Annotated in this window: 15 protein-coding genes; 8 read left to right on the forward strand and 7 right to left on the reverse strand. The window is 70.9% G+C overall.

What is annotated here, in order from left to right:
* Positions 1-129: 129 nt before the first annotated feature.
* The 5 genes from Q7T15_RS05775 to Q7T15_RS05795 form a co-directional block, all read right to left on the reverse strand.
* Positions 130-618: a GNAT family N-acetyltransferase gene (locus Q7T15_RS05775; protein WP_304694202.1), complete on the reverse strand. Its 489-nt coding sequence runs from the start codon at positions 616-618 to the stop codon at positions 130-132.
* 106 nt (positions 619-724) lie between these two features.
* Entirely contained in the window at positions 725-2,332 is a 1,608-nt protein-coding gene (locus Q7T15_RS05780; protein WP_304694205.1) for a DEAD/DEAH box helicase, read from the reverse strand.
* 376 nt (positions 2,333-2,708) lie between these two features.
* On the reverse strand, positions 2,709-3,332 hold the full coding sequence (locus tag Q7T15_RS05785; RefSeq protein ID WP_304694207.1) for a bifunctional 2-polyprenyl-6-hydroxyphenol methylase/3-demethylubiquinol 3-O-methyltransferase UbiG: 624 nt from the start codon (positions 3,330-3,332) through the stop codon (positions 2,709-2,711).
* Complete coding sequence (locus Q7T15_RS05790) at positions 3,329-3,982, reverse strand: DUF1684 domain-containing protein (RefSeq protein ID WP_304694209.1); 654 nt, start codon at positions 3,980-3,982, stop codon at positions 3,329-3,331. The genes Q7T15_RS05785 and Q7T15_RS05790 overlap by 4 nt, the downstream gene beginning before the upstream one ends.
* Positions 3,979-4,479, reverse strand: a complete 501-nt coding sequence (locus tag Q7T15_RS05795) for a hypothetical protein (RefSeq protein WP_304694211.1) — start codon at positions 4,477-4,479, stop codon at positions 3,979-3,981. Before Q7T15_RS05795 ends, Q7T15_RS05790 begins: the two co-directional genes overlap by 4 nt.
* A gap of 35 nt (positions 4,480-4,514) precedes the next feature.
* On the opposite strand from Q7T15_RS05795, the gene Q7T15_RS05800 reads away from it, so the two are divergent.
* Positions 4,515-5,084, forward strand: coding sequence for a hypothetical protein (locus Q7T15_RS05800; protein WP_304694213.1), 570 nt, complete (start codon positions 4,515-4,517; stop codon positions 5,082-5,084).
* A gap of 52 nt (positions 5,085-5,136) precedes the next feature.
* Positions 5,137-5,439: a DUF427 domain-containing protein gene (locus Q7T15_RS05805; RefSeq protein WP_304694215.1), complete on the forward strand. Its 303-nt coding sequence runs from the start codon at positions 5,137-5,139 to the stop codon at positions 5,437-5,439.
* Between the two features lie 34 nt (positions 5,440-5,473).
* Here the strand turns inward: Q7T15_RS05805 and Q7T15_RS05810 are convergent, their stop codons facing one another.
* Entirely contained in the window at positions 5,474-5,929 is a 456-nt protein-coding gene (locus Q7T15_RS05810) for a SprT-like domain-containing protein (protein ID WP_304694217.1), read from the reverse strand.
* Positions 5,930-6,110: 181 nt separating this feature from the next.
* On the opposite strand from Q7T15_RS05810, the gene Q7T15_RS05815 reads away from it, so the two are divergent.
* Complete coding sequence (locus Q7T15_RS05815; protein WP_304694219.1) at positions 6,111-6,518, forward strand: group 1 truncated hemoglobin; 408 nt, start codon at positions 6,111-6,113, stop codon at positions 6,516-6,518.
* A gap of 18 nt (positions 6,519-6,536) precedes the next feature.
* Here the strand turns inward: Q7T15_RS05815 and Q7T15_RS05820 are convergent, their stop codons facing one another.
* On the reverse strand, positions 6,537-7,397 hold the full coding sequence (locus Q7T15_RS05820) for a spermidine synthase (RefSeq protein WP_304694221.1): 861 nt from the start codon (positions 7,395-7,397) through the stop codon (positions 6,537-6,539).
* A 292-nt stretch (positions 7,398-7,689) separates the two neighbouring features.
* On the opposite strand from Q7T15_RS05820, the gene rpoB reads away from it, so the two are divergent.
* The 5 genes from rpoB (at position 7,690) to Q7T15_RS05845 (ending at position 21,386) form a co-directional block, all read left to right on the forward strand.
* A complete protein-coding gene (gene rpoB, locus Q7T15_RS05825) occupies positions 7,690-11,184 on the forward strand; it encodes a DNA-directed RNA polymerase subunit beta (RefSeq protein ID WP_304694223.1) in 3,495 nt (1,164 codons plus the stop codon).
* A gap of 51 nt (positions 11,185-11,235) precedes the next feature.
* Positions 11,236-15,084, forward strand: a complete 3,849-nt coding sequence (gene rpoC, locus Q7T15_RS05830) for a DNA-directed RNA polymerase subunit beta' (RefSeq protein ID WP_304694225.1) — start codon at positions 11,236-11,238, stop codon at positions 15,082-15,084.
* A gap of 118 nt (positions 15,085-15,202) precedes the next feature.
* The gene (locus Q7T15_RS05835) at positions 15,203-16,435 is read left to right on the forward strand and encodes an RDD family protein (protein WP_304694226.1); all 1,233 of its coding nucleotides are present in this window, start codon (positions 15,203-15,205) and stop codon (positions 16,433-16,435) included.
* A 70-nt stretch (positions 16,436-16,505) separates the two neighbouring features.
* Entirely contained in the window at positions 16,506-20,993 is a 4,488-nt protein-coding gene (locus tag Q7T15_RS05840; protein ID WP_304694228.1) for an FtsK/SpoIIIE domain-containing protein, read from the forward strand.
* Between the two features lie 105 nt (positions 20,994-21,098).
* On the forward strand, positions 21,099-21,386 hold the full coding sequence (locus tag Q7T15_RS05845) for a WXG100 family type VII secretion target (protein ID WP_304694230.1): 288 nt from the start codon (positions 21,099-21,101) through the stop codon (positions 21,384-21,386).
* Positions 21,387-21,432: the final 46 nt, after the last annotated feature.

Genomic DNA, 21,432 nt, shown 5'->3' on the forward strand with positions numbered 1-21,432 from the left:
ACGGCGATGGTCGCCAGCCGCATGACCCGACTTTCGCAGCGCTCACGATGTGGAGGAGTGTCGAAACGCGATTACGTCACTCCTCCACATCCTGAGTGCGCACGCCGGGGAGGTGTTTGGCGCGCGGGCTCAGCGCACCAGGCGGATCTCGACGAGGTTCTCGAAGCGCGGCAGCAGCTCGGTCGTGCCGTCGGGGGCGAATCCGTTGCGCTCGTAGAACGCGCGCGCCCGCGGGTTGCGCTCGAGCACCCACAGTGACGCCGGCCGGTCGCCGAGCGCCGCATCGAGCAGGCGCTGACCGAGTCCCGATCCGTAGGCGGATGCTCGGACGTAGATCGCGTAGAGCTCGAGCTCGCGCGGCGGAGCCTCACCGCGACCCGGCCCCGAGCTCGCGAACCCGACGAGCTCTCCGTCCTCCTCCGCGAGCAGCAGCGTGCCGCCATCGCTCGCGAGGCGCGGAATCGTGATCGCCCAGCGCTCGGCGCTCGACTCGGGCGTCGCGCGCTCGAAGAATTCGGCGCTCAGCAGGTCTCCGTACGCCTCGCGCCAGCACGCCATGTGCAGGCTGCCGAGCGCGTCGGCGTCCTGCACGGTCGCGGGGCGCAGCAGAGTCGTCATCCGACCACGGTAGAGGATTCGTCAGCACCCGGCCGCCGCCGGCAACGCGAACGCGCCCGCCCCCCGGTGGGGGGGACGGGCGCGTGCGACGCGTGGTGCTGCGGGGTTATCGGCCGCGGCGCTGCCCGCCCGAGCTGTTCGAGCGGACGACCTGGCCGACGCGGATGCCGCCGGCGGCGCCGCCGCTGCTCGGAGCCGAGGCGCGGCGCGAGCCCTGGCGGGTGCGAGGCGCGGCCGGAGCGTCGGTGTGACGGATGGCATCGGAGCGGTGCGGGGCGGCGTCGGTGCGCGGGCGATCGGTGCGGACGCGAGTGCCTCCACCGGTCGGCGCGGCGCTCGACGCCGTCGAGCCGGCGGCGCCGGAGCGACCGCCGCGACGGCTGGAGCCCGAACCCGAGCCCGAGCGGCCCGACTCGGAGCGGCCCGCTCCCGAGCCCTCGCGGGTCGAGCGCTTGCGCTGCGCGTTGGCGCCCTGCGAGCGGCCCCCGCCCTGGACGGGCGGACGCAGCACGGCCGGGAGCGCGTCGGAAGCGACGCGGGGCGCGACGTCGCCGATGAGGCGCGTCACGGCATCCGAGCCCGAGGTCACCTGCTGCGGCTGGACCGAGATCGCGGCCTTCTTGAGAAGCGCGGCGGTGTCGCGACGCTGCTCGGGAAGAACGAGGGTGACGACGTCGCCCTCGGCGCCGGCACGGGCGGTGCGGCCCGAGCGGTGGAGGTACGCCTTGTGCTCCATGGGCGGGTCGACGTGGATGACGAGCTCGATGTCGTCGACGTGCACACCGCGGGCGGCGACGTCGGTCGCGACGAGCACGCGCACGCTGCCGTCGCCGAACGCGGCGAGGTTGCGGTCGCGGGCCGGCTGCGACAGGTTGCCGTGCAGGTCGACGGCGGGGATGCCCTCGGCCGTGAGCGCCTTCGCGAGCTTCTTGGCCTGGTGCTTGGTGCGCATGAAGAGGATGCGGCGGCCGCTGCCCGAGGCGAGCGCCGACACGAGGCGCTTCTTCTCGTCCACGCCCGAGACCTCGAAGACGTGGTGGGTCATCGCGGCGACGGGCGAGTTCGCCTCGTCGACCGAGTGCGTGGCCGGGTTGTGCAGGAACTGCTTGACGAGCTTGTCCACGCCGTTGTCGAGCGTCGCGCTGAACAGGAGGCGCTGGCCGTCGGCCGGCGTCGCCTTCATGATGCGCGTGACGCCCGGCAGGAAGCCGAGGTCGGCCATGTGGTCGGCCTCGTCGAGCACGGTGATCTCGACGGCGTCGAGGGAGACGAACTTCTGCTGCATGAGGTCCTCGAGGCGGCCGGGGCACGCGACGATGATGTCGACGCCGGCGCGCAGCGCGCTGACCTGACGGCTCTGCGAGACGCCGCCGAAGATCGTGGTCGTCGTGAGGCCGTAGGCCTTCGCGAGCGGCTCGAGGACGGCGTTGATCTGCGTCGCGAGCTCGCGCGTCGGGGCGAGGACCATGCCGAGCGGGCGGCCCGGGCGTCGGGGTCCGCCGGCGAGGCGCGTGCCGAGGCGCGCGATCATCGGGATCGAGAACGCCAGGGTCTTGCCCGAGCCGGTCTTGCCGCGGCCGAGCACGTCGCGCCCGCCGAGGGTGTCGGGCAGGGTGTCGACCTGGATGGGGAACGCCTCGGTCTTGCCCTGAGCGGTCAGAACCTCGACGAGGGGGTACGGCACGCCGAGCGCGCTGAAGGTGGTTTCGGTCATGGGGTGGTGCCTTTCGAGCATGCGCGATTTCCGGCATCCGCGACCGAGCGGTCAGGATGCGGGGCGCGCGCCGTGGGCGCACGCAGTCGGGAATCGAAGTGGCGACGGCGGCAGTGGCCGACATCGTTCGCCGTGAGAAAGTATCGAACCGCGGTGCGCGAGTCGGTGCGCGAGGTGCGGGATGAGTAAGCGTTCTACGACGCAGGCTGACCATCAGTGGCCGTGCCTATGCAACAACCGTAGCAGGTCGGGTTCCTGACCCGCCGCGGGGGCGCTCTGCGACGCCCGATGGGGCCCGCGCGACTGGCCTTCCAGAACTACGGAACGGGTGAACCGGATTCAGGCGATCCGTAGTTCTGGAAGGACGCCGCCGATGCTAGCGAACCGCCCGCAGCACGAGGTCATGCGCGGTCGCCGTCCGACCGGCGCGATCGAGCTCGGCCCGCGAGCGCAGCTCGACGTGCACGGACGCGAAACCGTCGGCATGCGCGCGCAGGGCATCCGCATCGAGCATGGTCTCAGCGGGCGGGCGCGCGATGCCCAGTTCGAGGTCGCGCGCATCGTGAAGGACGAGCAGAAGGACCCCGCCGGGCCGCACGGCCGCGGCCAGACCTCGGTAGAGAGGGTCGCGCTGCGCGGGAATCACATGCAGGTACTGCCCCGATACGAGATCGTGGACCTCCTCTGGAGGCTTCGAGGCGAGATCCCGCTGCTCGAACGACGAGACGTCGGCGAGCCTGAGGCGCTCCGACTCGGCTCGCGCTCGGTTGACCGCCACGGCGGAGAGGTCGTATCCGAGGACCGTCCACCCACGGCGCGCGAGCCACAGGCTGTCGCCGCCCTCGCCGCAGCCCGCATCGATCGCGCGACCGGTGACCAGATGCGCGGCCTCCGCTTCGAGCACGGGGTTCACCCGCCCGCTCCAGAGACGCTCGCTCGCGCCGTAGCGCGCGTCCCAGATCTCGGCGAGCTCGTCCGCATCGCGCGCGGCTCCCGTCACTGCAGCACCGCCCGCCCGTCCCCGTAGCGCTCGCCGACCGGGATCTCGACGTCGACCGTGTTGCCGGGCGGCGCGAGCGGGCACGCCCACGCGGGGTCGTACGCGCACGACGGGTTGTAGGCGAAGTTGAAGTCGATCACGAGAGACCCGGGCTCGCGCCCCGGCCCGAGGTCGGCGCCCTTGACGGTGTCGAGGAGGTAGCGTCCGCCGCCGTAGGTGCCGCCCTCGGCGCGCGACAGCGCGTCCTTCACGGGCACGAAGAGCCCGCCCCCGTACGACCTCAGCCGCCAGACATCGAGAGGGCCGACTCCGGGCACGTCGACGAGCCCGATGCGCTCGAACGGCACGACCCCGTCGGTGCCGGTCGGCACGTCGAGCGAGGCGGGAGGAGCATCCGCGATCACGCACTCGAACCGCCACGCGCGGTCGTAGGGCCTCACGCGCAGCCCCGTGAAGCGCTCGCGATCGGCGGGCAGGAGGGGCGAGGCGGGGTGCTCGAGGAAGAGCCGGTCGCGCTCGCGACGCCACAGGTCGTGGGCGGCCTCGAGGTCGGTCGCGCGCCGCACCTTCTCGTACAGGCGGAACACCGCGCGGCGCCAGCTCACTGTGTCGAGCGCTACGTCCGCGGCCGAGAGCGTGCCGGCGCTCACGGGCGGCTCGCGAACTGCGTGCGCCAGCCGGGGGCGAGGCGCTTGATCTTCCGGGCGCGCAGCTGCCAGAAGGCCCAGAAGCCGATCATGACGACGGGGGTGAGGAAGCCCGCGCCGACGTCGAGCCGGTCGCGGAAGAGCGTCCTCCCGCCCGGGGCGACCGAGATCGCCATGCGGTGGTGCCACGATCGCACGACGCGCATCGGCCCGGAGACCGGCCCGCCCGCGTCGTGCACGATGCGCTCGGTCGAGCCGTCGGAGAGCATCCGCGACTCATCGCTCAGCCTGATGACCTGCACGCCCATCGGGACGACGCCCAGCAGCTTCAGGCGCACGCGGTGCTCGCCCCCCGGCCACCGCTCGGGGAAGCCGCCGGGCTCGAGCGACTCGACCGTCGTCCAGGGCCCGGACACCGCCCGGAACACGCTCGGCGCGTGCACGGCCTCCCACGCCGCGTCGGGCGGGCAGTCGAGAACGAGATCGAGCGTCACAGGCATGCGCCCAGTCTCCACCTCGTGGCTACCATCGACCTGTGACCGACCGCCCGAGCACCGAACCCGCCGACCCCGCCGCCCAGGAGCGCTACCAGGTCCGCTTCGACATGGGGCTCGACGGCGCTCGCCGCATCGGCGGATCGGCCCACCTCCTCGTCTGGTGCGACGCGATCGCGACCGAGCCCGTGCCGGTGGATGCCCTGCCCCACCGCCTCGAGGTCGTCGACGCCCGTCTCGGTGCGGCCTCCGCGATCGCCCAGCGCCTCCTGGAGCTGCAGGCCGCGCGCGGCGAGCGCACGATGGTCGCCGTCGTCGCCGCGGGCGCCCCGCTCGAGAGCCCCGACGGCTTCCCCGTGGAGGACGTCCTGCTGGCCGGAGCGATCGTCGACGCGCTCGGAGCGGTCGGCATCGACGCGACGAGCCCCGAGGCCGCCGCTGCGGCCGCCGCCTTCCAGGGACTCCGCGGCGCGGTCGGCCACATGCTGACCGCGTCGGTCGCCGGTCGTGCGCTCGCCGAGACCTCGGGCGCGGATGCCCTTCCCGCCGCCCGCGCGCGGCTCGAGCAGGCCGAGCTCGTCGTCCTGCGGGAATTCAGCCACTCGGCATAGCGTTCCTCCTGGTCAGAGATCCACGTCTGGCATCGAACCGGGAGGACCCCCCATGAAGGCGCACGTCAACGGCACCGTCATCGCCGAGGCTCCGGAGGAGCAGCTCGTCAAGATCGAGGGCAACTGGTACTTCCCGCCGTCGAGCGTGAAGAGCGAGTTCCTCGAGAAGAGCCCGACGCCGTACACCTGCCCGTGGAAGGGCGAGTGCCAGTACTTCAGCGTCGTCGTCGACGGCGAGAAGCTGCAGGACCGCGCATGGAGCTACCCGAACCCGTACCCGGCCTCCTTCGACCGCGTCGGCACCGACTACTCGAACTACGTCGCCTTCTGGAAAGAGGTGCAGGTCTCCGCGTAGCGGACCACCTCGCCGCCGCGCCGCACCGTGGCCTTCAGGCCGCGCGCTGGTCGACCCAGTCGATCAGGTGCCGCGGGCTGAAGCCGCGCGCGCACTGACCGCACGAGAGCGGCTTCGCGGGCTTCCGGAACCGCACGAACTCGTGCCCGTTGGGGCACCGGCCGCGCCAGCGCGCGCGCTCGTCGGCGATCGGGCCGTCGTGCGTGCGGCCGCCCTCGTAGCCGAGCCCGCGGGCGAGCGCGCGCCACACGGGGCCGTGCCCGGTGCCGGGGCCCGCGAGCGCGTGCGCGACCTCGTGCAGCAGGATCTGGTGGATCTCGTCGTCCTCGAAGCGCGCCGCCAGGTGGCGCGAGACCGTGATGCGGCGATCGGTATAGTTGCACAGGCCCGCGCGCCGCGTCGCGTTGTCGAACCCGAAGCTCCACGACGGGTCGAGGTGCAGGCGCAGCAGGGCCTCGGCCCACACGCGCACCCGCTCCAGCTCGCTCACCCCTCCAGGCTAAGAGCCGCCGCCGACACCGCCGCGCCGACACCCGCGGGCGACGGCCCGGCGCGCCGCGCCTCGCGCGATGTTCGTTTAGCGAACACTGTTCACGGTGCGACCGACCGTTCCAGGGGTGCGGCATGAACAGTGCTCGGATACAGTCGCGCTGAGCGTGAGGAGGTGTCACATGTCGCTGATCCGCCGACTCGGTGGTGACGAGGGCGTCGCCGCGCTCGTCGACCAGCTCTCCGTGCGCGTCAGGACCGACCCGATCATGGGCCCGTACTTCCGCGACGTCGACGAGGAGGCCCTCAACCGCCACCGCACGATGTTCCTCTCCGCACTGCTCGGGGGCGCGCACTCCTACACCGGCAAGACGCTCGCCGACGCTCATGGCCCGTTCCGACTCGGCGACCGCGAGTTCGACGCCTTCCTGCGCGTCATGCGCGAGACGCTCGAAGCCGCTGACGTCGCCCTCCTCGACCGGCAGTCCATCGTCCGGCGGCTCTCCCGCCTCCGCAACGACGTCGTGAGCCGCGGAGTCTCGGTCGCTCCCGGCGCCCCGATCTTCGGCGGCCCCGAGGCGCGCGACTGACCGACTCCGCAGCGCCGCTTAGTCGCGTCGCGCGAAGAGCCCCGACGTCGGCTCGGGCGAGCGCACGGCCGTCGCGTCCGTCGCGACCGGGGCGCCCGCGATCCAGTTGACGAGATCGCGACCGCTCGTGACCGTCGCCGGATGCGGACCGCGCGCCATGAGCCGCGGCATCCAGTCGAGCTGCAGCTCGCTCGTCGAGGCGATGAGCACGACGTTCCCGAAGCGGCGCCCCTTCAGGATGCCCGTCTCCGCGAGCGCGGCGACGTCGCGGTACGCCATGCGCAGCGTCGCCGCCTGGGCTCGGGCGAAGGCGAGCCCAGGCCCGTCGGCCACGTTGACCGCGACGATGCCGCCCGGAGCGAGGAAGCGCCGCACCTCCTCGTAGAACTCGAGGCTCGTGACGTGGGCGGGGATGCGCGCGCCGCTGAAGACGTCGACCACGATCATGTCGACCGCGCCGTGGAGCGCGGCGGGGAGGCGTGCGAGCGTCGCTCGAGCATCCCCGTACCGGACCCGGATACTCGCGCGACGCGGCAGCGGGAGGTGCTCGCGGACGAAGGCGATGAGCTCCTCCTCGAGCTCGACGACCTGCTGCCGGGAGCCCGGCCGCGTCACCTCGATGTAGCGGGGGAGGGTGAGTGCGCCGGCGCCGAGATGCAGGGCCGTCATCGGCTGGCCGGGGTCGCCCCACTCGTCGATCACGTGGCCGATGCGCTGCACGTACTCGAAGAACAAGCGGCTCGGGTCGTCGAGGTCGACGTGCGACTGCGGCGTGCCGTCGACCACGAGGGTCCAGCTGCCGGGCGACCATTTGTCGGGCTCGATGACCGCGCGCATGCCGTTCGAGAGCTGCCGCGAGACGGCGACGGGGGAGGGCATGACCGCTAGCGTGCCACAGCCCGCGAGGGGGCGTCGCCGCGGTTATAGCGCAGGAGCCCAGATCGGTCAAGATTCCGACTGGACACGACGGCGCGGGCGCGCCTAGTATTGAGGTTTGCGCTCCCCGACAACTTCAGCCGTCAAATGGCGGTCGGCTGACGTGCCCCGAGTATAGCGGCGGGGTGGGCCCGAGCACGGGCCCTCAATGGGTTTCTGGCGTGATCACTCGACCGTGTTCATCTGTCGCTCCGGCGACGGTATTAGGGCTTCGACGCCCACGGAGGTTAGTTCGTTGGCTGCTTCGCGCACCGCTAAGAATTCCCAGTCCCCCCAGAACGGCCGGAACGCATCCCGGCTCTCGTTCGCCAAGATCAGCGACACGCTCACCGTCCCCGACCTGCTGGCTCTGCAGACCGAGAGCTTCGACTGGCTCGTCGGCAACGACGCCTGGAAGGCGCGCGTGACCGAGGCCGAGGCCGCCGGTCGCACCGACGTCCCGGGCCGCAGCGGTCTCGAGGAGATCTTCGAGGAGATCAGTCCCATCGAGGACCTCGGCGAGACGATGCAGCTCTCGTTCACGAACCCGTACCTCGAAGAGCAGAAGTACTCGATCGACGAGTGCAAGGAGCGCGGCAAGACCTACGCCGCCCCGCTCTACGTCGAGGCCGAGTTCATGAACCACATGACCGGCGAGATCAAGACGCAGACGGTCTTCATGGGCGACTTCCCGCTCATGACCGAGCGCGGCACATTCATCATCAACGGCACCGAGCGCGTCGTCGTGTCGCAGCTCGTCCGCAGCCCGGGCGTCTACTTCGAGCGCACGCTCGAGAAGCTCTCGGACAAGGACATCTACACCGCGCGCATCATCCCCAGCCGCGGCGCCTGGCTCGAGTTCGAGATCGACAAGCGGGACCAGGTGGGCGTGCGCATCGACCGCAAGCGCAAGCAGTCGGTCACCGTGTTCCTCAAGGCCCTCGGCATGACGACCGAGGAGATCCGCGAGGCCTTCGCCGGCTTCGACTCGATCGAGCAGACCCTCGAGAAGGACGCCGTCCTGACGAAGGAAGAGGCGCTCAAGGACATCTACCGCAAGCTGCGCCCGGGCGAGCAGGTCGCCGCCGAGGCCGCGCGCGCGCTCCTCGACAACTTCTACTTCAACCCCAAGCGCTACGACCTCGCGAAGGTCGGCCGCTACAAGGTCAACCGCAAGCTCGGCGTCGACGCCCCGCTGTCGGACTCGGTGCTGACGGTCGAGGACATCGTCGCGACCATCCGCTACATGGTCTCGATGCACGAGGGCCGCACTACGATGCCCGGCCAGCGCGACGGCAAGCCCGTCGAGCTGCGCCTCGACGTGGACGACATCGACCACTTCGGCAACCGCCGCATCCGCGCGGTCGGCGAGCTCATCCAGAACCAGGTCCGCACCGGTCTGTCGCGCATGGAGCGCGTCGTCCGCGAGCGCATGACCACTCAGGACATCGAGGCGATCACGCCGCAGACCCTGATCAACGTGCGCCCCGTCGTCGCCGCAATCAAGGAGTTCTTCGGAACCTCGCAGCTGTCGCAGTTCATGGACCAGAACAACCCGCTCGCGGGCCTGACCCACAAGCGCCGGCTCTCGGCCCTCGGCCCCGGCGGCCTGAGCCGCGAGCGCGCCGGCGTCGAGGTGCGCGACGTGCACCCCTCGCACTACGGCCGCATGTGCCCCATCGAGACCCCGGAAGGCCCGAACATCGGCCTCATCGGCTCGCTCGCGTCGTTCGCGCGCATCAACGCGTTCGGCTTCATCGAGACGCCGTACCGCCGCGTGGTCAAGGGCAAGGTCACCGAGCACATCGACTACCTGACCGCGAGCGAGGAGGACGAGTTCGTCGTCGCCCAGGCGGGAGCGCCCCTCAAGAAGGACGGCTCGTTCGCCGAGGAGCGCGTGCTCATCCGCAAGAAGGGCGGCGAGGTCGAGCTCGTGCCCTCCGCCCAGGTGGACTACATGGACGTCTCACCGCGCCAGATGGTGTCGGTCGCGACCTCGCTCATCCCGTTCCTCGAGCACGACGACGCGAACCGCGCGCTCATGGGCGCCAACATGCAGCGTCAGGCGGTGCCGCTTCTCCGCTCGGAGTCGCCGCTCGTCGGCACCGGCATGGAGGGCTTCGCCGCGATCGACGCGGGCGACGTCATCACGGCCGAGAAGCCGGGCGTCGTCGCGGAGGTCTCGGCCGACGCTGTGACCGTCCAGCTCGACGAGGGCGGGACCCAGCAGTACTTCCTGCGGAAGTTCGACCGCTCGAACCAGGGCACGAACTACAACCACCGCGTCATCGTCAACGCGGGCGACCGCGTCGAGGCCGGCGAGGTCATCGCCGACGGCCCCGCGACGGAGAACGGCGAGCTCGCGCTCGGCAAGAACCTCCTCGTGGCGTTCATGTCGTGGGAGGGCCACAACTTCGAGGACGCGATCATCCTCAGCCAGAACCTCGTGAAGGACGACACGCTCTCGTCGATCCACATCGAGGAGTACGAGGTCGACGCCCGCGACACGAAGCTCGGCAAGGAGGAGATCACCCGCGACCTCCCCAACGTCAGCCCCGAGCTGCTCGCCGACCTCGACGAGCGCGGCATCATCCGCATCGGCGCCGAGGTCCGCCCCGGCGACATCCTCGTCGGCAAGGTCACGCCCAAGGGCGAGACCGAGCTCTCGGCCGAGGAGCGCCTGCTGCGCGCGATCTTCAACGAGAAGTCGCGCGAGGTGCGCGACACCTCGCTCAAGGTCCCCCACGGCGAGCAGGGCACCATCATCGGCGTCAAGGTCTTCGACGCGCAGGACGGCGACGACGAGCTCGGCTCGGGCGTCAACCAGCGCGTGGTCGTCTACATCGCCCAGAAGCGCAAGATCTCCGAGGGCGACAAGCTCGCCGGCCGCCACGGCAACAAGGGCGTCATCTCGAAGATCCTGCCCGTCGAGGACATGCCGTTCCTCGAGGACGGCACGCCCGTCGACATCGTGCTCAACCCGCTCGGCGTCCCCGGCCGCATGAACTTCGGCCAGGTCCTCGAGATCCACATGGGGTGGGCGGCGTCGCGCGGCTGGAAGATCGACGGCAGCCCCGCGTGGGCCGAGGGCATCCCCGCCAACGCTCGCGAGGCCGTTCCCGGCACCAAGATCGCGACCCCGGTGTTCGACGGTGCGCGCGAGGACGAGATCGCGGGTCTGCTCGACTCGACGATCCCGAACCGCGACGGCGTCCGGATGATCGACTCGACCGGAAAGGCCCGTCTCTTCGACGGCCGATCGGGCGAGCCCTTCCCCGACCCCATCTCGGTCGGCTACATGTACATCCTGAAGCTCCACCACCTCGTCGACGACAAGATCCACGCGCGCTCGACGGGCCCCTACTCGATGATCACCCAGCAGCCGCTCGGCGGTAAGGCCCAGTTCGGCGGCCAGCGCTTCGGTGAGATGGAGGTGTGGGCGCTCGAGGCCTACGGCGCGGCCTACGCGCTGCAGGAGCTCCTGACGATCAAGTCCGACGACATCCTGGGCCGCGTGAAGGTCTACGAGGCGATCGTCAAGGGCGAGAACATCCAGGAGCCGGGGATCCCCGAGAGCTTCAAGGTCCTCATCAAGGAGATGCAGTCGCTGTGCCTGAACGTCGAGGTCCTCTCGGCCGACGGCACCGCGGTGAGCCTCAAGGACACGGATGACGAGGTCTTCCGCGCCGCGGAGGAGCTCGGCATCAACATCTCCTCCCGCTTCGAGTCCTCGTCGATCGACGAGATCTGATCCGGGTCTCTCCAGAGACACTGACGACTGTTTACGAAAGAGAAGAATCAATTGCTCGACGCAACCACTTTCGATGAGCTCCGGATCGGCCTCGCGACCGCTGACGACATCCGTCGCTGGTCCCACGGCGAGGTCAAGAAGCCCGAGACGATCAACTACCGCACCCTCAAGCCCGAGAAGGACGGTCTGTTCGGTGAGCAGATCTTCGGCCCCTCGCGCGACTGGGAGTGCTCCTGCGGCAAGTACAAGCGGGTCCGCTTCAAGGGCATCGTCTGCGAGCGCTGCGGTGTCGAGGTCACGAAGTCGTCTGTGCGCCGTGAGCGCATGGGCCACATCGAGCTCGCCGCCCCGGTCACGCACATCTGGTACTTCAAGGGCGTGCCCAGCCGTCTTGGCTACCTGCTCGACATGGCGCCGAAGGACCTCGAGAAGGTCATCTACTTCGCCGCGTACATGGTCATCTCGGTCGACGAGGAGGGTCGCCACGCCGACCTCCCCGGTCTCGAGAACGAGCTGCGCCTCGAGGTCAAGACCCTCGAGGGCCAGCGCGACTCGATGATCGCCGACCGCCTGCAGCGCCTCGAGGGCGAGCTCGCCGAGCTCGAGGCCGAGGGCGCCAAGGCCGACCAGAAGCGCAAGGTCAAGGATGCCGGCGAGAAGGAGATGTCGCAGGTCCGCAAGTCGTTCGACGAGCAGATCGCGCAGCTCGAGCGCGTGTGGGAGGACTTCCGCACCCTCAAGGTCGGCGACCTCAAGCCGGAGGACTCCGTCTTCCAGGAGCTCCAGGACCGCTACGGCCTGTACTTCGAGGCGCACATGGGCGCCGAGGCGATCAAGAAGCGCCTCGAGGCCTTCGACCTCGCCGCCGAGAGCGAGCTGCTCCTCGAGCAGATCGCGACCGGCAAGGGTCAGAAGAAGATCCGTGCGATCAAGCGCCTCAAGGTCGTCAACTCGTTCCTGCAGACGGGCAACTCGCCCGCCGCGATGGTCCTCGACGTCGTCCCGGTGATCCCGCCGGAGCTGCGCCCGATGGTCCAGCTCGACGGCGGCCGCTTCGCCACGAGCGACCTGAACGACCTGTACCGCCGCGTGATCAACCGCAACAACCGCCTCCGCCGCCTTCTCGACCTCGGGGCGCCCGAGATCATCGTCAACAACGAGAAGCGCATGCTCCAGGAGGCCGTCGACGCGCTGTTCGACAATGGTCGCCGCGGTCGTCCCGTCACGGGCACCGGCAACCGCGCCCTGAAGTCCCTGAGCGACATGCTCAAGGGCAAGCAGGGTCGCTTCCGCCAGAACCTGCTCGGCAAGCGCGTCGACTACTCGGGCCGCTCGGTCATCGTCGTCGGCCCGCAGCTCAAGCTGCACCAGTGCGGTCTGCCGAAGCTCATGGCGCTCGAGCTGTTCAAGCCGTTCGTCATCAAGCGCCTGATCGACCTGGGCCACGCCCAGAACATCAAGAGCGCCAAGCGCATGGTCGAGCGCTCGCGCCCGCAGGTGTGGGATGTCCTCGAGGAGATCATCCGCGAGCGCCCCGTCCTGCTGAACCGCGCGCCCACCCTGCACCGTCTCGGCATCCAGGCCTTCGAGCCCCAGCTCGTCGAGGGCAAGGCGATCCAGCTGCACCCGCTCGTCTGCGCCGCGTTCAACGCGGACTTCGACGGCGACCAGATGGCCGTCCACCTGCCGCTGTCGGTCGAGGCGCAGGCCGAGGCCCGCATCCTCATGCTCGCGTCGAACAACATCCTCAAGCCGTCCGACGGCCGCCCGGTGACCGTTCCCACGCAGGACATGATCATCGGCCTCCACCACCTCACGACCGTCCGCGAGGGCGCCGAGGGCGAAGGCCGCGCGTTCTCCTCGGTCTCCGAGGCGATCATGGCCATGGACCAGCACTCGCTGCACCTCAACGCGACCGTGCGCATCCGCCTCTTCGGCGACAAGTTCGAGGGTGGCCGCGAGCTCAAGGAGACCACGCTCGGTCGTGCGCTCTTCAACGAGCTCCTGCCCGAGGACTACCCGTTCATGGAGAAGGTCGCCGACAAGGGCGCCATCTCGCAGCTCGTGAACGACCTCGCCGAGCGCTACCCGAAGGTCGTCGTCGCGGCGACCCTCGACAAGGTGAAGGACGCCGGCTTCTACTGGGCGACCCGCTCGGGAGTGACCGTCGCGCTGAGCGACGTCCTCACCCCGCCGCGCAAGAAGGAGATCGTCGCCGGCTACGAGAAGCAGGCGGCGAAGATCCAGGTCCAGTTCGAGAAGGGTCTCATCACCGACGACGAGCGTCGTCGCGAGCTCGTCGCGCTCTGGAGCGAGGGCACCAAGGAGGTCAACGCCGAGATGCGCGCGAACTTCCCGACCGACAACACGATCAACCGCATGGTCACGTCGGGCGCCCGAGGCAACTGGCTGCAGGTCGGAAACATCGCGGGTATGCGAGGCCTCGTCTCGAACCCGCGCGGTGAGATCATCGCCCGCCCGATCATCAACTCGTACCGCGAGGGCCTGTCGGTGGCCGAGTACTTCATCGCCACCCACGGTGCCCGCAAGGGTCTCGCCGACACCGCGCTCCGCACGGCCGACTCGGGCTACCTGACGCGTCGACTGGTCGACGTCGCTCAGGACGTCATCATCCGCGAGGACGACTGCGGCACGACCAAGGGTCTCGAGTTCCCGATCGCCCACGAGGTCGACGGCACGTGGGTCCGCGACGAGAACGTCGAGAACCTCGTGTTCGCGCGCACTCTCGCGGCCGACGCCGTCAGCGCCTCGGGCGAGGTCGTCGCGGCGGCCGGCTCCGACGTCGGCGACGTGCTCATCAACGAGCTCGTCGCGGCCGGCGTCAGCACGATCAAGGTCCGCTCGGTCCTGACGTGCGAGTCGGCGGTCGGCGTCTGCGCCGCCTGCTACGGCCGCTCGCTCGCGACCGGAACGCGCGTCGACCTCGGTGAGGCCGTCGGCATCATCGCGGCCCAGTCGATCGGCGAGCCCGGCACGCAGCTCACGATGCGCACCTTCCACACCGGTGGCTCGGCCTCGGCCGACGACATCACGCAGGGTCTTCCCCGCGTGACCGAGCTCTTCGAGGCCCGCACCCCGAAGAGCGCGAGCCCCATCGCCGAGAGCGCCGGTCGCATCGTCGTGGAGGACGCGGAGAAGCAGCGCCGCGTCATCCTCACCCCCGACAACGGGGACGAGGAGGTCGTGTACGTCGTCTCGAAGCGCTCGCAGCTGCTCGTCGAGGACGGTCAGCACGTCGAGCTCGGCCAGCAGATCTTCGAGGGTCCCGTGGACCCGAAGGAGGTCCTGCGGGTCAAGGGCGTCCGCGCCGTGCAGCAGCACCTCGTCGAGGGCGTCCAGGGCGTCTACCGCTCGCAGGGCGTGCCGATCCACGACAAGCACATCGAGGTCATCGTCCGTCAGATGCTCCGCAAGGTGACCGTCGTCGACCACGGCGAGACCGACCTGCTCCCCGGCGAGCTCGTCGACCGCTCGAAGTACAACGACATCAACCGCGCCGCGCTGTCCGAGGGCAAGAAGACCGCCTCGGCCCGCCAGGAGGTCATGGGAATCACCAAGGCCTCGCTCGCGACCGAGTCGTGGCTGTCGGCCGCGTCCTTCCAGGAGACGACCCGCGTGCTCACGCAGGCCGCCATGGAGGGCAAGCGCGACCCGCTGCTGGGCCTCAAGGAGAACGTGATCATCGGAAAGCTGATCCCGGCCGGCACGGGCCTGCCCGCGTACCGGAACGTCTCGGTCGAGGCGACGGAGGAGGCGAAGGCCGAGCGGTACCCCAACCGCATCTTCGCCGACGACTCGTCGTTCAGCGAGGCCGACCTGTCGTTCGTCGACTTCGACTCGTTCTCGAGCGACGACTTCACCCCGGGCACCTACAACTAGGTCGCATCGCTCGACCCGAACGGCCCTCGTCGCGAGACGGGGGCCGTTCGGCGTCTCCCGGGCCATGGTGAGGGCTCCCCATCGCGGGGGAGTCGAGCCGGACTCTACGATGAGGCCCGTGCGTGATGATCGATTCGACCGGGGCGGCGGGGAGAGCCCTCTCGCTCGACCCCCGATCACGCTGCAGACCGACGATGAACCGACGCCGGGGATCCGCGACGACGGCTCGCCCGATCCCGAGTACGCCGCCTCCCTCGGCCTCCGACCCGCTGGAGCGGGCCGTCGTTCCGCCGCGTTCGCGATCGACGCGGTCATCTGGCTGATCCTCGCGACGCCGACGGTCGTCGGCGTGCTGATCGCCGCGACGCCGCTGCTCGCGGGGGCCCCGCTCGACGCGGTCGACCCGATCGCGATCGTGCTCGTCCTCGTCGGGCTCGCGGTCACGAGCGTCTTCGGGCTGGTCCAGCTGGTCCTCCACGGTCTCCGGGGGGTCACCATCGGTAAGGCGGCGCTCGGGCTCCGATCCGTCAACGTTGCGACCTTCGCGCGTCCCGGCTTCTGGCGCGTCGTCCTGCGCGCCCTCGTCCTCCAGGCCTCGACCGCGGTGCTCGTCGTCGTCGGCCCGGGTCTGCTGTTCCTCAGCGCGGGCCTCGATCCCGAGCGACGCGGCCGCAGCTGGCTCGACCGCGTCGCGCGGGCCTGGGTCCTGGACGTCCGGCGGGGGCTCGATCCCTTCGACGCGCGGGCCCTTCGTCACGCGCGCAAGGCGATCCTGCCGTCGTCGCGAGAGGTCCGCGCACCGCTGCCCTCCCTCGGCAGCGCCGGCCCGTCGCGCGCCTTCGTCCCGGCCGAGCGATCGAGCGCCGGCGTCGTCTCCGGGCTGCCGGGGTCGGGGTCGTGGACTCCGCCCGAGCTGATCGACCCGCGCGCGCCCGAGCCGTCGACGGCGGCCGTGCCCCTCCCCGTGTCCGCACCGCCGCTCGTGCCCGCCTCCGTCGGATCGGCGGCGGCACCGGGGCCCCGCGTCGTGCGCCTGCGCTTCGACGACGGGACGATGGTCCCCGTCCCCGCATCCGCGCTCCTCGGTCGCGACCCCGAGCCGCGCCCCGGCGAGCGCGTCGCGCTCCTCCTGCCGCTCGCCGACCCGACGATGCAGCTGTCGAAGACGCACGCCGAGTTCGGCGTCGACGAGGAGGGGGGCTTCTGGATGCTCGACCGCGGCTCCTCCAACGGCACCGTCGCGGTGACCCCGGCGGGCGAGCTCGCACTGCCGCCCGGCGAGCGCACGAGCATCCCCCTCGAGAGCACCGTCGAGATCGGCGGCCGCAGCTTCCGGGTGACCGCGGGATGACCCCCAACCTCGTGCGCTCGGCGCATCGATCTCCTCATGCCCACCCGCACGACCGGACGAGAGACCACGGATGAAGCTCAAGCTGGCCCTGCGACGCTCCGGCGACCGGGCGACGGACGTCGTGATCACGGCCGACGCGACCGCGACCGTCGCCGATCTGGCGCGCACGATCGCGGCGACCGACCCGGGCGGAGCCCACGTCCGCCACCTCCTGGACGGACCCCTGACGCTCGCCATCGCGCCCCCGGTCGGAAGCGAGCTCGTCGCGCTCGACCCCGCCCTCCTCCTGGCCGACGCGCCCATCGGCAGCGGGTTCCACGCCGCGATCGCCCCCCACGCGCCCACCGCGCGCTCGCGCTCCGCGGCCGCCGTGATGCGCGTGCTCTCCGGCCCCGACGCCGGTCGTGAGTTCCCGCTCGCGCGCGGCCACAGCGTCATCGGCCGCGACGCCTCGACGACGGTGACGCTCTCGGACCCTCTCGTGTCGAAGCGGCACGCGCGGGTGGAGGTCGACTCGCGCATCGAGCTCGTCGACCTGAACTCCGCCAACGGCCTCGTGATCGATGGCGGCCGCGTGCCGCGTCTCGCGGTGCAGCCCGGTCAGGTGATCACGCTCGGCGACACCGACGTCGCCTTCACCCTTCTCGACGCGGGCGACGATGAGCGGCGGGATGCCGTGCTCGAGCGCGGCGGATCCCTCCTGTTCAACCGCTCCCCGCGCGTCGAAGTGAGGTACCCGGGCACCGAGTTCCCCCACCCGGCCGTGCCGTCGGAGTCGGACCCGCGTCTCTTCCCCTGGCCGATGATCATCGCCCCGATCCTGCTCGGGCTCGGCATCTACTTCGCGACCGGCCGCGCGCTCGCGCTGCTCATGGTCGCGATGGCGCCGATCATGCTGCTCGGCAACTTCCTCGGCCAGCGCCGCCAGCAGGGCATCAAGCTGCGGCAGGAGATCCAGACCTTCGAGGAGCAGATCGAGCAGCTCGAGGATGACCTCGCCGAGCAGGAGCTCATCGAGCGCGAGCGACGGCACGCGGAGGCGCCCCCGACCGCCTCCGTCTACGAGGAGGCCATGCGTCTCGGCCCGCTGCTGTGGACGCGGCGCCCGGAGCACTGGAGCTTCCTCGCCCTGCGTCTCGGCGCCGGTCGGGCCCGGAGCCGCAACTCGATCGCGGCGAGCACAGATTCCAAGGGCATCGCCCAGTACTCGCGCCAGGTGCAGGTGCTGCGCGATCGCCACGAGTTCATCGACGACGTGCCGCTCGTCGAGCTGCTGCCGAGCTCCGGCGCCCTCGGCATCGCCGGGCCGAGCGCGCTCGCGGCGGACGCGCTCCGCGGGCTGGGCGTGCAGCTCTTCGGCCTCCACGCCCCGAACGAGGTCGTCACCGCGGCCATCGTCAACCCCGCGTGGACGCGCGAGCTCGAGTGGCTCAAGTGGCTGCCGCACACCTCGACGCCGCGGTCGCCGTTCGCCGAACTCGCTCTCGCGGACAGCCCCTCCGCGGGCACAGCACTGCTGAGCGCGCTCGAGGAGATCGTGCTCCAGCGCTCGAGCGGCACGCCGAGCCGCCGGGGCCCGCTGCGGGAGGACGACTCCTCGCTCGCGCTCGGCTCGCGCGTCGGCGAGGGCCTGCCGCGCGAGCTCGCCGTGCCGAGCGATCTCGCGATCGTCCTCGTCGTCACGGGCGACGCGCCCGTCGACCGCGCCCGACTGACGCAGGTCATCGAGCGCGGCGCCGACGTGGGCGTCTACACGATCTTCCTCGCGCCCGCGGTCGAGGCCCTGCCCGCCGCGTGCCGCACCTTCGTCGACGTCACCGACGGCCTCGACTCCGCCCGGGTCGGCTACGTGCGCGCGGGGGAGGTGTACGAGCCCGTCGCCGTTGAGGGCGTCTCGCAGGCGCACGCCCAGGTCTTCGCCCAGCGCATGGCGCCGGTCGTCGACGCGAGCAGCATCACCGACGACACGAGCGATCTGCCCCGCAGCGTGTCGATGCTGAGCCTGCTCGGGAGCGACCTCGCCGCCCAGCCCGCGGCCGCGATCGAGCGGTGGCACCAGAACGGCTCGGTGCTCGATCGACGCCGCGGAGCCACGCGGCCTCGCCTCAAACGGGCGGGCACGCTCGCCGCCTTCGTCGGCCAGGGAAGCCCCGACGCCATGACGCTCGACCTCCGGACGCAGGGCCCTCACGCTCTCGTCGGCGGCACCACGGGCTCGGGCAAGAGCGAGTTCCTGCAGGCCTGGGTGCTCGGCATGGCCGCCGAGTACAGCCCCGATCGCGTGACGTTCCTCTTCGTCGACTACAAGGGCGGATCCGCCTTCGCCGACTGCGTCGAGCTGCCGCACTGCGTCGGTCTCGTCACCGACCTGAGCCCGCACCTCGTCCGTCGCGCCCTCACGAGCCTCCGGGCCGAGCTGCACCACCGCGAGCACCTCTTCAATCGCAAGAAGGCGAAGGACCTCCTCGAGCTGGAGAAGCGTCAGGACCCGGATACTCCTCCCGCTCTCGTGCTCGTCATCGACGAGTTCGCGGCGCTCGCGGGCGACGTGCCGGAGTTCGTCGACGGCGTGGTCGACATCGCCCAGCGCGGGCGGTCGCTCGGCATCCACCTGATCATGGCCACCCAGCGCCCGGCGGGCGTCATCAAGGACAACCTGCGGGCGAACACGAACCTCCGCGTCGCGCTCCGCATGGCCGACGAGAGCGACTCGAAGGACGTCGTCGGCGATCCCGTCGCCGGCACCTTCGACCCGTCCATCCCCGGGCGCGGCATCGCCAAGACGGGACCGGGCCGTCTCGTGCCGTTCCAGTCCGGCTACGCCGGCGGCTGGACGAGCGACGCGCCCGCCGCGGCACAGGTGCGCGTCGCCGAGCTGCGCTTCGGTGCCCCGACCGTCTGGGAGGCCGAGGGCGGCCCCGAGTCGCTCGAGGAGGACGGCGACCCCGGGCCGAACGATCAGAAGCGGCTCGTGCAGACGCTCGTCGCGGCGGCGACGACGGCGGGCATCCCCGCCCCGCGTCGGCCGTGGCTCGACGACCTCCCCGCGACGGTCGACCTGCGCGCGCTCCCGCTCGACGGCGACGCGCGCATCCCGATCGGCCTCGCCGACATCCCCGAGCGCCAGCTGCAGGCTCCGGTGTTCTTCGAGCCCGACACCGACGGTCACATGCTCGTCTACGGCACGTCGGGCTCAGGCAAGTCGACCGCGCTGCGCTCTCTCGCGATCGCCGCGGGCGCTCGACCGGAGGCCGGCCGCTGCATCGTCTACGGCGCCGACTTCGGCACGGGGTCGCTGCGCTCGCTCGAGGCCCTCCCTCACGTGGGCTCGATCGTCGCGGGCGACGACGCCGAGCGCGTGCAGCGCCTGCTCCGCACGCTGCGATCGATGCTGGATGACCGTTCCCGCCGCTTCTCGGAGGCCAACGCCGCGAGCCTCACCGAGTACCGGCAGCTCACCGGCCGCGTCGACGAGCCGCGCATCCTCCTCCTCATCGACGGCTTCGGAGCCTTCAAGCAGGAGTGGGAGGCGACGACGGCGCGCGCTCCGTTCTACGGCATCCTCATGCGCGCGCTCGGCGAGGGCCGCCCGCTCGGCATCCACGTCATCGCGTCCGCCGACCGCTACGGCGCCGTCCCGACCGCGGTGAGCGCCAACGTCAGCAAGCGCATCGTGCTGCGTCTGAGCGACGACAGCGCCTACGGCATGCTCGGCGTGCCGAAGGACGTCCTCGACGAGCGCAGCGCCCCGGGACGCGCGATCGTCGACGGCGTCGAGACGCAGATCGCGTCGATGGGCGGCACCGTCAACGTCGCCGAGCAGTCGACGGCGACTGAGGCCCTCGCGGCCGAACTGCGCCGACGGGGGGCGACGGATGCTCCCGCCATCGGCGCGCTGCCCACCGAGCTGAGCGCCGCCGAGCTGCCGGACCGGGTCGGCGGGCTCCCCGTCATCGGCGTCGCGGACGACGAGCTCGGCCCCACGGGCTTCGAGCCCATCGGCACCTTCGTCGTCGCCGGGCCGCCGCGCAGCGGCAAGACCTCGGCCCTCCGCGCGCTGGTGCAGGCGATCGAGCGCGCGGAGCCGGAGACCGAGTTCTTCCACATCGGCGGCCGACGGGCCGCTCTGAAGGACGAGCGGACGTGGGCGGGCGCAGCCTCGAGCATCGACGACGTGCGCGCTCTCGCGAAGCAGCTCGTTCCTCTCGTCGCCGCGGAAGGGGCATCCGCCCGCATGGTGGTCGTGGTCGAGAACGTGCCGGAGTTCGGCGACACCGATGCCGAGCGGCCCCTCAAGGAGCTCATGCAGGCGATCAACCGCAGCGAGCACCTGCTGCTCGGCGAGGGCGACGTCAGCCTCATGGCGGGCGGTTACGGGCTCATCGGCGAGCTCAAGGCGGGCCGTCGCGGCATCGTGCTCAAGCCCGAGACCTACGACGGCGACTCGATCTTCAAGGTGCCCTTCCCGCGCGTGCAGCGGCACGAGTTCCCGCCGGGCCGCGGCATCTTCGTCGAGAACGGGCGGGCCGTCACGGTGCAGCTGCCGCTCGTGCCGTGACGCGGAAGTGGGGAGGGCTCCCCATCGACGTGAGGAAAACTGCGACGTTAGCGTAGGCGCATCACCGGCTCTCCTCGAGCCACCGACATAGAGAGAAGGATGACCATGGCTGACTTCAAGGCCACCTACAGCGAGATGGAGCGCATGTCGAGCCGCCTGGAGGCCGGCCGCGAGGACATCGCCGAGATCCTCCGCCGCCTCCAGAGCCAGGTGACGACGCTCACGAACGACGAGTTCCGCACGCAGCAGGCCTCCGGCAAGTTCAACGACGGCTACCAGGACCTCACCGAGGGCCTCTCGACCGCGATCGACGGCATCCGCGAGATGGGCGAGTCGCTCACGCGCATGATGCGCGCCATCCAGGACACCGACTCCGCGCTCGCCGGCAACTGAGCCGCGAGCCCTCGGGCCGAACGAGCCGGGCGGCCAGCGCCGCCCG

Source organism: Microcella sp. (genome assembly GCF_030645145.1).
In the GTDB taxonomy this organism is placed as follows: Bacteria; Actinomycetota; Actinomycetes; order Actinomycetales; family Microbacteriaceae; genus Microcella.